9 protein-coding genes are annotated in these 12,363 nt (G+C 66.2%); 5 read left to right on the top strand and 4 right to left on the bottom strand.

Annotation, left to right across the window (positions count from 1 at the left end; all coding sequences use genetic code 11):
* Positions 1 to 184: 184 nt before the first annotated feature.
* Both E5K04_RS09720 and E5K04_RS09725 read right to left on the bottom strand, forming a co-directional pair.
* Positions 185 to 1,165: a GlxA family transcriptional regulator gene (locus tag E5K04_RS09720; protein WP_235844330.1), complete on the bottom strand. Its 981-nt coding sequence runs from the start codon at positions 1,163 to 1,165 to the stop codon at positions 185 to 187.
* A gap of 138 nt (positions 1,166 to 1,303) precedes the next feature.
* Positions 1,304 to 2,080, bottom strand: coding sequence for a transporter substrate-binding domain-containing protein (locus tag E5K04_RS09725; protein WP_235844331.1), 777 nt, complete (start codon positions 2,078 to 2,080; stop codon positions 1,304 to 1,306).
* A 209-nt stretch (positions 2,081 to 2,289) separates the two neighbouring features.
* On the opposite strand from E5K04_RS09725, the gene E5K04_RS09730 reads away from it, so the two are divergent.
* From E5K04_RS09730 to E5K04_RS09750, 5 genes are all read left to right on the top strand, one after another.
* Complete coding sequence (locus E5K04_RS09730) at positions 2,290 to 7,089, top strand: NAD-glutamate dehydrogenase (protein ID WP_136553495.1); 4,800 nt, start codon at positions 2,290 to 2,292, stop codon at positions 7,087 to 7,089.
* Positions 7,090 to 7,330: 241 nt separating this feature from the next.
* Positions 7,331 to 8,434 (top strand): ABC transporter ATP-binding protein, encoded by a 1,104-nt coding sequence (locus E5K04_RS09735; RefSeq protein WP_136553497.1) that lies wholly within the window; start codon positions 7,331 to 7,333, stop codon positions 8,432 to 8,434.
* Positions 8,435 to 8,468: 34 nt separating this feature from the next.
* Positions 8,469 to 9,500, top strand: coding sequence for an ABC transporter substrate-binding protein (locus E5K04_RS09740; protein WP_136553499.1), 1,032 nt, complete (start codon positions 8,469 to 8,471; stop codon positions 9,498 to 9,500).
* A 66-nt stretch (positions 9,501 to 9,566) separates the two neighbouring features.
* Positions 9,567 to 10,823, top strand: a complete 1,257-nt coding sequence (locus tag E5K04_RS09745; protein ID WP_136553501.1) for an ABC transporter permease — start codon at positions 9,567 to 9,569, stop codon at positions 10,821 to 10,823.
* 3 nt (positions 10,824 to 10,826) lie between these two features.
* Positions 10,827 to 11,651, top strand: a complete 825-nt coding sequence (locus E5K04_RS09750; RefSeq protein WP_136553503.1) for an ABC transporter permease — start codon at positions 10,827 to 10,829, stop codon at positions 11,649 to 11,651.
* A 47-nt stretch (positions 11,652 to 11,698) separates the two neighbouring features.
* Here the strand turns inward: E5K04_RS09750 and E5K04_RS17000 are convergent, their stop codons facing one another.
* Together E5K04_RS17000 and dut are read right to left on the bottom strand one after the other, a co-directional pair.
* Positions 11,699 to 11,821, bottom strand: a complete 123-nt coding sequence (locus E5K04_RS17000) for a hypothetical protein (protein ID WP_268907636.1) — start codon at positions 11,819 to 11,821, stop codon at positions 11,699 to 11,701.
* Positions 11,822 to 11,910: 89 nt separating this feature from the next.
* A complete protein-coding gene (gene dut, locus E5K04_RS09755; protein WP_136553505.1) occupies positions 11,911 to 12,363 on the bottom strand; it encodes a dUTP diphosphatase in 453 nt (150 codons plus the stop codon).

A 12,363-nucleotide genomic window follows, 5' to 3' on the forward strand; every position in this document is an offset into this window, starting at 1 on the left:
AGGACACCGCCAGACGCCCCATCCGCAGACCCCCAGCTCAATGAGCTGGGGGTTTTGCTTTGTGCGCGCGGAAAAACCCATCCACTGCGCGCTACAACCACCATATCCCTGCATTCCGCCGTCCAAAACAAAGGGGCGTGTCCTGACGGACACGCCCCTTCTTGCGTTCTCGCGTTGCGGCCGCTTACAGCGAGTGTTCGCTGTGCTGGTTCGCGTGTTGCGCGCGCTCTTCGCGCGGCGTGATATTGAAGTGGTTGCGGTAGGTGCTCGAGAAATGCGGGCCGCTCGAGAAGCCGCAGGCGAGGCCGATCTGCACGATGGACTTCGAGGTCTGCTGCAGCAACTGGCGGGCGCGGTTGAGGCGCAGTTCCAGGTAGTATTTGGATGGCACGGTGTTCAGGTACTGCTTGAACAGGCGCTCGAGCTGGCGGCGCGATACGCCGACGTAGAAGGCGATGTCGTCGGTCGACAGCGGCTCTTCGATATTCGCTTCCATCAGGCTGACCGCCTCGGTCAGCTTGGGCTGGCTGCCGCCGATCCGCGTCGCCAGCGGGATGCGCTGGCGTTCGTTGCCGGGGCGGATGCGCTCCATGCTGAAACGCTCGGACAGGCGGGCGGCGAATTCGCCGCCCAGGTGCGAAGAGACCAGGCTGATCATGAAGTCGAGCGTCGCCGCACCGCCCGCGCAGGAGGCGCGGGTACGGTCGATCTCGAACAGGTTGGACGAGACGATGACTTCAGGATAGTCCTCGGACAGACGGCCGATTTCCTGCCAGTGGATGGTCGCGCGAAAACCCGTTAGCAGGCCCGCGCGTGCCAGCCAGTAGCTGCCGCAGCCGATGGCCGCGACTAGCAGCTTGTCGTTGCCGGACTGGTTGACGGCACGACTGATCTCGTCGGTGTTCACCTCGCAATGGGTGTCGCTGGAGAGGACAAACAGCGCGTCCAGCCTGGGCGCATGGGAGAGCGGCAACTCGACCGGCAGCCGTTGTCCGCCCAGCAGGGTGACCGGCTGGCCATCCGGTGACAGCGACAGGCATTCGAAGCAGCGGTTTTCCGCCAACTGGTTGGCGCAGGTGAGTACCTCGCTGGCAATCGCAAAGTCAGCCATCGAGGCATTGGGAAGCAGCAGGAAGCCGTAGCGTAACGGTCTGCTGGCCTGCATCTTGGGAGGAGCCATCTAAAGGTCGGGCCGGTTGGTGATGAGTGAAGAAAACAGGGTGCCGCCAGCTTGCGGGATTGCGACGGCGGATTATGCATATTGTACGACCAATGCCCCCCGGCAGGCGAGCATCCGGCCGCGCTAGTGGCTATCTTTGCCGTACAGGTCGAAGCCGAAGTAGCTCCGTTCGATCTGGCGGTACTGGCCGCTGGTGCGTAACGAGGCGATGGCCCGGTTGAGGCGGGTGGCCAGTGCGAGGTCGCCCTTGCGTACGGCGATGCCGGTTCCCTCGCCGAAATACTCGCTCTGGCGGTATTCGGGGCCGACGAAGGCGAAGCCCTTGCCCTGCGGCTTTTGCAGGAAGGCGTAGTCGCCGACCGCACTGTCGACGAACACGGCGTCGAGCTTGCCTTGGGCGAGCGCGTCGAAGGCCTGGGTTATCTTGCGGTAGCCGGCGACCTCGGCGCCCTGGCGCGCCCAGTTCGCTTCGGCGAAGCGGGCCTGGGTCGACGCGGTCAGCACGCCGACGCGCCAACCTGTCAATTTCCGGGGTGGCTGGACGCTGCCCTCGCGGGCGATCAGCCTGCTGGGAATCTTGTAGTAACGGTCGGAGAAGTCGACCAGTTGTTTGCGCTCGCGGGTGATCTGCATCGACGAGAGGATCGCGTCGAACTTGCCGGCCTTGAGCGCGGGAATCAGCCCGTCCCAGTCCTGCGAGACGATCAGGCAGTCGACCTTCATCTCGCGGCATAGCGCGTAGGCGATATCGACGTCGAAGCCCTGCGGCTTGCCACCCGCGCTGATCGAACTGAACGGCGGGTAGTTGAGGTCCATGCCGAAGCGCAGGGTTTCGGCGTGCGCCATCGTCAGCAGGCAACTGAAGGTCAGGGCTAACAGGCGGGCCGGGCGCGGCATCATGCTCTCCATAGGGGTAGGCGGCGCACCGGTACGAGGCTGCGCGGGGCGGAAATTCTAACCGCTTCGCCCGATTCAAGGAATGACCTTGTCGCGGAGCGTTCACGCTAAGTGGGATGTGTACGGACGTGTCGCAATCCGGAAATGCCGGCTGGCTGGCGGGTTCTACAATCGCCACGCTACCCACTCTCCATAATAAAGCAGGAGACATCATGTCGTTGAGCAACAAGGCCGAGCTGGCCAGCCTGATCGCCGATATCCAGGCCGTCGGCGCGCAGAAGCTGTCCGCCGCCGAGGCGGCGCGCCTGTCCGCATTCTTCCCGGTCTACTTCGAGGAAACCGAATACGCCGACCTGTCCCGCCTGCCGGCGGCCGACCTGTTCGGCGCGGCTGTCGCGCATTACGAGTTCGCCGCCGAGCGCCGCGCCGGCGCCACCAGGGTGCGCATCTATAATCCGGACTTCGAACGCGACGGCTGGCAGAGCACGCATACGGTGATCGAGATCGTCAACGACGACATGCCGTTCCTGATCGATTCGCTGACCATGTTCCTCGCGCGCAACAGCCTGGGCCTGCACCTGTTGGTGCACCCGGTGGTCGAGGTCGAGCGCGATGCCGGGGGCAAGCTGCTCGCAATCGAGCGCGCCGAGGCGCGTGCGTTGCCACTGGAATCGATGATCCACGCGCAGGTCGACCGGGTGACAGACCCGGCCCGCCTCGCAGCCCTGCAGGCCGAGCTCGAACGCGTGCTCTCCAATATCCAGCTCGCGGTGCGCGACGAGCCGGCCATGCGTGCGCGCGTCGAAGCGTTGTGCGCGGCGCTTGCCGAACAAGACGGTGACGCCGCCGAGGCCAGCGCCTTCCTCGAGTGGATGGCAGGCAACCATTTCCTGTTCCTCGGCTATTGCGACTACGACCTCGTCAAGCGAGATGGGCAGGACAGCCTGAAGATCGTCAAGGGTTCGGGCCTCGGCATCCTCGAGGACCAGGGTGGCAAGGAATACTCGGCCAGTTTCGAGGCGCTGCCGCAGGAGTTGCGCGAGCTTGCGCACCTGCCGCACCGCATCGTGCTCAACAAGTCGCAGTCGCGCTCTATCATCCACCGTCCGGCGTACATGGACTTCGCCGGCGTCAAACGCTTCAACGAGGCGGGCGAGGTGATCGGCGAGTCGCGCCTGCTCGGCCTCTATACCGCGCGCGCCTACCAGGCCTCGCCCAAGGACATCCCCATCCTGCGCGAGAAGGTCGACTATGTGACCCGTACCTGCGACTTCGTCGACAACAGCTACAAGGCGAAGACGCTGTCCTTCGTGCTGGAGACCTACCCGCGCGACGAGCTGTTCGAGATCGAAGCCGAGGTGCTGCAGCCGATCGCCGAGGGCATCGTCAACCTGCAGGAGCGTCCGCGTGTGCGCCTGTTCGTGCGCAAGGACCGCTACCACCGTTACGTCAGCTGCCTGGTGTTCGTGCCGCGCGACAGCTTCAACACCGAGGTGCGCCTGAAGATCGAACAGGTGCTGCGCCGCGCGTTCGGCGGCAGCAGCTGCGAATTCAGCGTGCAGATCGGCGACGGCATGCTCGCCCGCGTGCACTACATCATCCGCGTGCCGACCTCGACGCTGCCGGCCTACCGCGAGAGCGAGATCGAAGCCGAGATCGCGCGCGTGGTGCGCGGCTGGAGTGACGAGCTGCACGGCCTGCTGGTCGAAGCCGGCGGCGAGGAGGGCGGCAACGCGCTGTTCGCCCGTTACGCGGACGCCTTCCCCGTCGCCTACCGCGAGGAATTCGGCGCGCGCAACGCGCTGGTCGACATCCGCCACATCGAAGACGCGGCGAGCCGCCAGTCGCTGGCGATCAAGCTGTACCGCCCGTTCCAGCAGGGCGCCCGCCAGTTCAACCTCAAGCTGTTCCGTGCCGGCGAGCCGGCCAGCCTGTCGTCTAGCCTGCCCATCCTCGAGAACATGGGCGTGCGCGTGAAGGACGAGCACCCGTACCGCATCGAGCGTGCCGGTGGCGATGCGGTGTGGATCTCCGACTACGGCCTGGACCTGGGAGACGCCTTCGACAAGCTGTGCGACGAGGCGACCCAGCAGGACTTCCAGCAACTGCTCGCCGAAGTGTTTGCGGGCCGTGTCGAGAATGACGGCTTCAACCGCCTCGCCCTGCTGGCCGGGCTCGATTGGCGCGAGATCACTTTGGTGCGTGCGCTCTCCAAGTACCTGCGCCAGGGCGGCCTGCCGTTTGGCCAGAGCTATATCGAGCAGTGCGTCGCGCACTACCCGGCGATCACCCGCGCTCTGGTCGACCTGTTCGCCGCGCGCCTGTCGCCCACCGCGCGCGATGACGCGCGCGCACAGGCGCTGCAGCAGGAAGTGAAGACCCTGCTCGACGGGGTCGCCAACCTCGACGAGGACCGCATCCTCAACGGCCTGTTAAGTGTGATCCTCGCCGTGCGCCGCACCAACCTGTGGCAGGCGGCCGCCGACGGCAGCGCCAAGGCCGCGCTGTCGTTCAAGCTCGAGTCCGGCGCGATCCCCTTCCTGCCGCAGCCGCGCCCACTGTTCGAGATCTGGGTGTACAGCCCGCGCATCGAGGGCGTGCACCTGCGTGGTGCAAAGGTTGCCCGCGGCGGCCTGAGGTGGTCCGACCGCATGGAAGACTTCCGCACCGAGGTGCTTGGCCTCGTCAAGGCGCAGATGGTCAAGAACTCGGTGATCGTGCCGATGGGCTCCAAGGGCGGTTTCGTGTGCAAGCAGCTGCCGGCGCCATCCGACCGCGAGGCGTTCATGGCCGAGGGCATCGCCTGCTACAAGATCTTCATCGCGTCGCTGCTCGACCTGACCGACAACATCGTCGCCGGCGAGATCGTGCCGCCGCGTGACGTGGTGCGGCTGGACGCCGACGACCCGTACCTGGTGGTCGCCGCCGACAAGGGCACGGCCAGCTTCTCCGACATCGCCAACGGCGTGTCGGCCGAGTACGGCTTCTGGCTGGGCGACGCGTTCGCCTCCGGCGGCTCGGCCGGTTACGACCACAAGGGCATGGGCATCACCGCGCGCGGCGCGTGGGAGTCGGTCAAGCGCCACTTCCGCCACCTGGGCGTCGACATCCAGAACGAGGACTTCACCGTCATCGGCATCGGCGACATGGCCGGCGACGTGTTCGGCAACGGCATGCTGCTCTCCGAGCACATCCTGCTCAAGGCCGCGTTCAACCACCAGCACATCTTCCTCGACCCGAACCCGGACGCGGCGGTGAGCTTCGCCGAGCGCGCCCGCCTGTTCGCGCTGCCGCGCTCGTCGTGGTCCGACTACGACCGCGCGCTGATCTCGGCGGGCGGCGGCATCTTCGAGCGCTCCGCCAAGAGCATCCCGCTCTCGCCCGAGGTGCGCGCGTGGCTGAAGACCGACGCCGAGCAGATGGCGCCGACCGCGCTGATGCACGCGATCCTCAAGGCCGAGGCGGACCTGCTCTACAACGGTGGTATCGGCACTTACGTAAAGGCGAGTGACGAGACGCACGCCGACGCGCGCGACCGCGCCAACGACGCGCTGCGCGTCAACGGCGGTGAGCTCAACGTCAGGGTGGTCGGCGAGGGTGGCAACCTCGGCTGCACCCAGAAGGGCCGCATCGAGTTCGCGCAGAAGGGCGGGCTGATCTGCACCGACGCGATCGACAACTCGGCCGGCGTCGACTGCTCCGACCACGAGGTCAACATCAAGATCCTGCTGGGCACGGTGATGCAGCAGGGCGACATGACGCTCAAGCAGCGCAACGAGCTGCTCGCGCAGATGACCGAAGAAGTCGGCGATCTGGTGTTGCGCAACAACTACCTGCAGACGCAGATCCTCGCGGTCAACCGCCTGAACGCGCCGGGCATGCTCGGCGCGCAGGGCCGGATGATGAGCGCGATGGAGAAGGCGGGCGAGCTCAACCGCGAGCTCGAGTACCTGCCGGGTGAGGGCGAGATCGCGGCACGCCGTGCGGCCCGCGGCGGGCTGACCTCGCCCGAGGTCGCCGTGCTGCTCGCGTACAGCAAGATCACGCTCGACCAGGCGCTGCTCGCGTCCGAGCTGCCGGACGAAGCGGACTTCCTACCGGTGCTGACCGACTACTTCCCGCAGCCCTTGCAGGCACGCTTCGGCGAGGCGATGAAGGGGCACTACCTGAAGCGCGAGATCATCGCCAACCAGCTGGCCAACCGCATCGTCAACCGCATGGGCACCACCTTCGTGTTCCGCCTGAAGGAAGAGATGGCGTTGTCCGACGCCGAGATCGCCCGCGCGTGGTGGGTCGCCGACCATGTGTTCGGCGGCGAGGCGCTGTGGCAGCAGATCGAGGCGCTCGACAACCGCGTCGCGGCCGACGTGCAGGTGGGCATGATGGTCGACGTGCGCACGCTGATCGAGCGCGCGACGCGCTGGGTGCTGCGCAACCGCCGTCCGCTGGGCGCGGTCAGCGAGCAGATTTCCCTGTTCGCGGGCAAGGTGCAGGCACTGGAAGCACGCCTGTCGGCCACGCTTGGCACGGACGAGTACCCGCAAGTGGGCGTGCGCGAGTCCGCGCTGCTGGCCGAGGGGGTACCGGCTGAACTCTCCGCGCTGGTGGCGCGTCTGGAGTTTGCGGTGCCGCTGATGGACGTGATCGAAGTGGCCGACCATGTCGCGCTCGACGCGGAGCGCGTGCTGGCCGGTTACCTCACGCTCGGCCGCCTGCTGCAGCTGGACTGGCTGCGCGGCGCGATCACCGCGCTGCCGCGCGAGAACCGCTGGCAGTCGCTGGCGCGCTCGGCGCTGCGCGACGACCTGTACCGCCTGCATCGCCGTCTGGCCAGGAGCGCGTTCGAACACGCGGCCGGCGAGGGCGAGCCGGTCGAGGTGTGGAGCGCGGCGCGTGGTGCGCAGGTCGACGCCTGCCGGGCGATCTTCGCCGAACTGCAGGGCTTCGCGGTGCTCGACCTGGCGATGCTGTCGGCCGGCATGCGCGAGCTGAACAACCACCTGCTCGACTGACCGTCCTTTCTCGCTGCCTGACAGCCTGTCCGCCCCGGCGGACAGGCTTTTTCTTTGTCTGGCCGGCGCCTCTCCTTCTGTATGAACGGGCATGCCTTTTGCATGGCTAGCCGCGACGCTTCCGCATCATGCGAAGTAGAGCTTTGGCTCTTTACATGGAATGACGATGTGGTTAATGTGTTTGCAAATGCAAAACTAGATTCCGCAAAGCGGAACAAGTAGGCCACCCTTAGGAGAGCCCATGAGCGAAACCCAGTCCGGCGACGCCCTCGTCAGTTTTCGGGGCGTGCAAAAGAGCTACGACGGCGAGAGCCTGATCGTCAAACACCTGGACCTCGACATCCGCCGCGGCGAGTTCCTGACCCTGCTCGGGCCGTCCGGCTCGGGCAAGACCACCTGCCTGATGATGCTCGCCGGCTTCGAGACGCCGAGCCACGGCGAGATCTGGCTCGACGGCAAGTTGCTCAACCGCGTGCCGCCGCACAAGCGCGACATCGGCATGGTGTTCCAGAACTACGCGCTGTTTCCGCACATGACGGTCGGTGAGAACCTTGCCTACCCGCTGAAGCTTCGCAAGCTGTCCGCCAGCGAGATTGCCGAGCGGGTGAAGAAGGCCCTCGGCATGGTCAGGCTGGACGCCCTCGCGCACCGCTACCCGGGCCAGCTCTCCGGCGGGCAGCAGCAGCGTGTCGCGCTGGCGCGCGCGCTGGTGTTCGAGCCCAAGCTCGTGCTGATGGACGAGCCCCTGGGCGCGCTCGACAAGCAGTTGCGCGAGCATATGCAGCTCGAGATCAAGCATATCCACGAGCGCCTGGGCGTGACCGTCGTCTACGTGACGCACGACCAGAGCGAGGCCTTGACCATGTCCGACCGCGTCGCGGTGTTCAAGGACGGCATCATCCAGCAGATCGACACGCCGAACGCGCTCTACGAGACGCCGAGCAACGCCTTCGTCGCCAGTTTCATCGGCGAGAACAACCGTCTGGACGGCGAGGTGGTGTCGGTGGACGGCACGCTGTGCGAGGTGCGCCTCGCAAACGGCGTGGTGGTCAGGGCCGAGCGCGCGGGTGCCGAGGCGGCACGGCCGACGGCGATGTCGATCCGTCCGGAGCGGGTGCGCCTCGGCCTGCTTGCCGCGCCGTGCGAGACGCGGCTCTCCGCACAGCTGATCGAGCAGATCTACCTGGGTGACCATGTCCGGCTGCGCCTCGCGCTGGGGCCGGCGCAGGGCTTCATGGTCAAGGTGCCGATCGGCGACGTCGACACGGCCTGGCAGGCCGGGCAGACGCTGGACGTGGGCTGGATGGTGAAGGATTTGCGGGCGCTGGCGCCGCAGGATGCTTGAACAGGCTGGCAGACAACATCAAGGAGAGGAATACATGAAAAAACAGACCACACTGGCCGCCGTACTGGCCCTGAGCTTTGCCGCGCCGGCTTTCGCGCAGAAGAGCATTACCGTGGTGTCGTTCGGCGGCGCCAACAAGGCCGCGCAGGAAGTCGCCTTCTACAAGCCGTTCGAGAAGTCGACCGGCACTCAGGTCGTCGCCGGCGACTACAACGGCGAGATGGCCAAGATCAAGGCGATGGTCGACGCCGGCCGCCCGAGCTGGGACGTGGTCGAGGTCGAGTCGCCCGAACTCTTGCGCGGCTGCGAGGAAGGCCTGTTCGAGAAGATCAACTGGGCCAAGGTCGGCAACAAGGCCGACTTCGTCAAGCCGGCCGTCTCCGAGTGCGGCGTCGGCATCTTCGTGTGGTCGACGGCGCTGGCGTACAACGCAGACAAGCTGAAGGCGGCGCCGGCAGGCTGGAAGGATTTCTGGGACGTCAAGAAATACCCGGGCAAGCGCGGCCTGCGTAAGGGCGCCAAGTACACGCTCGAATTCGCGCTGATGGCCGACGGGGTGCCGGCGTCCGACGTGTACAAGGTGCTCGGCACCAAGGCCGGCGTCGAGCGCGCGTTCAAGAAGCTGTCCCAGCTCAAGCCGAACATCCAGTGGTGGGAAGCCGGCGCGCAGCCGCCGCAGTTCCTCGCCTCCGGCGACGTGGTGATGAGCTCGGCCTACAACGGCCGCATCGACGCCGCACAGAAGGAAGGCAAGAACCTCAAGGTGGTGTGGAACCAGAGCATCTACGACGTCGACTCATGGGCGATCCCCAAGGGCTCGAAGGTGGCCGAGGCGACCCAGTTCATCGCGTTTTCCAGCAAGCCTGAACAGCAGAAGGTCTACTCGAGCAATATCGCGTACGGTCCGACCAACGTGAAGTCGATCAAGCTGCTGCCGGCCAAGGTCGCGTCCAACCTGCCGACCGACCCGGCCAACCTCAAGGGCGCGCTGCCGATCGACGTCGCGTTCTGGGTCGAGCATGGTGAAGACCTCGAGGAGCGCTTCAACGCCTGGGCAGCGAAGTAAGCCCGAAAACTGTCGTACCACCTGCGGCCGGCGCCTGACGCCGGCCGTTTTTTCCCGGGGACTGCCATGTCCGAAAGTGTACCCATGCCCGGTGTGCTGCTCGCCGCCGACGGCGTGCCGCTGAAGGCACGCCTGGCCCGCCAGCGCAGGCTGCGCCAGTTGAAGGCGGTGCTCCTGGTGCTGCCGCTGATGCTGTTCCTGCTGCTGACCTTCCTGCTGCCGATCGGCGCCTTGCTGACCCGCAGTGTCGACAATCCCGAGGTCGCCGCCGTGCTGCCGCAGACGGGCCGCGCGCTCGCCACGTGGGACGGCCGCGCCTTGCCCGGCGACGACGCCTTCCTCGCGCTGGCCGCGGACCTTGCGCGCGCCAAGGAGGAGAAGACCGTCCCCGAACTTGCCAAGCGACTCAATATGGAGGAGCCGGGCTTCCGCTCGCTGTTGCAGAAAACCGCGCGCAAGATGCCGCTTGAGGCGGGCGAAGCGCCGAAGGCCGCGCTGCTGGACATCGACGAGCGCTGGGGCGAGTTGCCGTACTGGCGTGCCATCGCGCGCAATGGCGATACGGTGACGCCTTACTACCTGCTCTCGTCGCTCGACATGCAGCAGGGCGTGGACGGTACGCCGCAGCTGAAGGCGGGGGAGGAGCGCGCCTTCCTGAGCATCTTCGGGCGTACGCTGTGGATGAGTTTCTGGGTGACCGTGTGGTGCCTGCTGCTGGGTTACCCGCTGGCGTACTGGCTGTCGCAGCTGCCGGCCAGACGCAGCAACCTGTTGATGATCCTGGTGCTGTTGCCGTTCTGGACTTCGGTGCTGGTGCGTGTCGCCGCGTGGATCGTGCTGTTGCAGCGCGAGGGCCTGATCAATAGCGCGCTGATGTCGCTGGGGTTGACCGACGCGCCGCTGGAACTCGCGTTCAACCGCGTCGGCGTCTACATCGCGATGGTGCACATCCTGCTGCCCTTCGTGATCCTGCCCGCCTACAGCGTGATGAAGAGCATCCCGCCAAGCTATATGCGCGCGGCGATCTCGCTGGGGGACCATCCGTTCGCCGCGTTCTGGAAGATCTACTTCCCGCAGACCGTCTCCGGTGTCGCCGCCGGCGCCTTGCTGGTGTTCATCATGTGCATCGGCTACTACATCACGCCGGCGCTGCTGGGTAGCCCGGAAGAGCAGATGGTCAGCTATTACGTCGCCTTCTACACCAACGTGACGATCAACTGGGGGATGGCCGCCGCGCTGGGCACACTGTTGCTGGCCGCCACCCTGTTGCTGTACACCGTCTACCAGCGGTTGGTCGGCAGCGACAAACTGAGCCTGGGGTAAACCATGTTGCCTGCCTACGCTTCCCTGCCTGAAAAAGCCTGGTTCTGGCTGTTCCGAACCTTCAACGTGCTGGTGCTGCTGTTCCTGGTCAGCCCGCTGTTCGCGATCGTGCCCTTGTCGTTCTCGGCCGATTCCTTTCTGGTCTACCCGATCCGCGAGTTTTCACTGCGCTGGTACGAGGCCTTCCTGACCGACGGCGAGTGGACGCGCGCGCTGATGAACAGCTTCATTGTCGCGCCGGCGGCGACGCTGATCGCGACCGTGCTGGGTACGCTGGCGTCGGTCGGCCTCGCCAGCCGCGAGTTCCCGGCCAAGTCGCTGCTGATGGGGATCCTGGTGTCGCCGATGGTGGTGCCGGTGGTGATCGTCGGTGTCGGCGCCTACCTCTTCTTCGCGCCGCTGGGGCTGACCGGCAGCTACCTCGGCCTCGTGCTGGTGCACGCGGCGCTGGGCGTGCCCTTCGTGGTGATCACCGTCAGCGCGACGCTGGCCGGCTTCAACACCAACCTGATCCGCGCCAGTGCGAGCATGGGGGCCGGTCCGCTGACGACCTTCGTGAAGGTGGTGATGCCGCTGGTGGCGCCGGGCATCATCTCCGGTGCGCTGTTCGCCTTCGCAACCTCGTTCGACGAGGTGGTAGTCACGCTGTTCCTCGCCGCGCCCGAGCAGATGACGCTGCCGCGCCAGATGTTCGGCGGCATCAAGGAGAACATCAGCCCGGCGATCGCGGCGGCGGCGACCATCCTGATCCTGTTCTCAATCGCGCTGTTGCTGACGCTCGAATGGCTGCGCGGCCGCGCCGAGCGCATGCGCACCCGCAAGGCCTGAAAAGCAAGTCGCCCGGGCATCTGCCCGGGCGGTCGCGTGGCGAAACGTCAGCTTGGGTCGGCGGGGCCGCCGCCGGTACTCCAGTTGACGGGTTCGGGTGTACTACTGCACCCGCCGACGGTGACCGCGGCGAGCGCGGCCAACAGCACGGCAGCCAGTAGTTTTGGCATGCGCATGGTCCGTCCTTTCCTGCCAGGCACCGCGAATGCGGCGCTTGCAGTATAGGCAGCCCGCCTGCCGCACAAGCCCGCCAAGTATCTCAGTGCTTGCCGGTGCTGCCGAAGCCGCCGCTGCCGCGTTCGCTCTCGTCAAATGATTCGACGAGATTGAAGGTGGCCTGCACCACCGGCACCAGCACCAGCTGGGCGATGCGTTCGAGCGGGTTCAGCGTGAACGGCGTCTGGCCGCGGTTCCACACCGACACGAAGAGCTGGCCCTGGTAGTCGGAGTCGATCAGGCCGACCAGGTTGCCCAGCACGATGCCGTGTTTGTGGCCGAGGCCCGAGCGCGGCAGGATGATCGCGGCGAGCGACGGGTCGCCGATATGGATGGCCAGGCCGGTGGGCACCAGCAGTGTCTGCCCGGGTTCGATCACGGTGGTGTCGTCCAGCATCGCGCGCAGGTCGAGGCCGGCCGAGCCGGGGGTCGCGTACGCGGGCAGCTGTTCGTGCAGGCGGGGGTCGAGAATCTTGACGTCTAGCGTCACGGGCAT

Origin of the sequence: Crenobacter intestini (assembly GCF_004919095.1) — a bacterium.
Lineage (GTDB): Bacteria > Pseudomonadota > Gammaproteobacteria > Burkholderiales > Chromobacteriaceae > Craterilacuibacter > Craterilacuibacter intestini.

Excerpts from the sequence above, each read along its gene's own strand:
- E5K04_RS09720 (WP_235844330.1), bottom strand. The coding sequence starts at position 1,165 with ATGCAGGCCAGCAGACCGTTACGCTACGGCTTCCTGCTGCTTCCCAAT.
- E5K04_RS09725 (WP_235844331.1), bottom strand. The coding sequence starts at position 2,080 with ATGATGCCGCGCCCGGCCCGCCTGTTAGCCCTGACCTTCAGTTGCCTG.
- E5K04_RS09730 (WP_136553495.1), top strand. The coding sequence starts at position 2,290 with ATGTCGTTGAGCAACAAGGCCGAGCTGGCCAGCCTGATCGCCGATATC.
- E5K04_RS09735 (WP_136553497.1), top strand. The coding sequence starts at position 7,331 with ATGAGCGAAACCCAGTCCGGCGACGCCCTCGTCAGTTTTCGGGGCGTG.
- E5K04_RS09740 (WP_136553499.1), top strand. The coding sequence starts at position 8,469 with ATGAAAAAACAGACCACACTGGCCGCCGTACTGGCCCTGAGCTTTGCC.
- E5K04_RS09745 (WP_136553501.1), top strand. The coding sequence starts at position 9,567 with ATGTCCGAAAGTGTACCCATGCCCGGTGTGCTGCTCGCCGCCGACGGC.
- E5K04_RS09750 (WP_136553503.1), top strand. The coding sequence starts at position 10,827 with ATGTTGCCTGCCTACGCTTCCCTGCCTGAAAAAGCCTGGTTCTGGCTG.
- E5K04_RS17000 (WP_268907636.1), bottom strand. The coding sequence starts at position 11,821 with ATGCCAAAACTACTGGCTGCCGTGCTGTTGGCCGCGCTCGCCGCGGTC.
- dut (WP_136553505.1), bottom strand. The coding sequence starts at position 12,363 with ATGCCCGTGACGCTAGACGTCAAGATTCTCGACCCCCGCCTGCACGAA.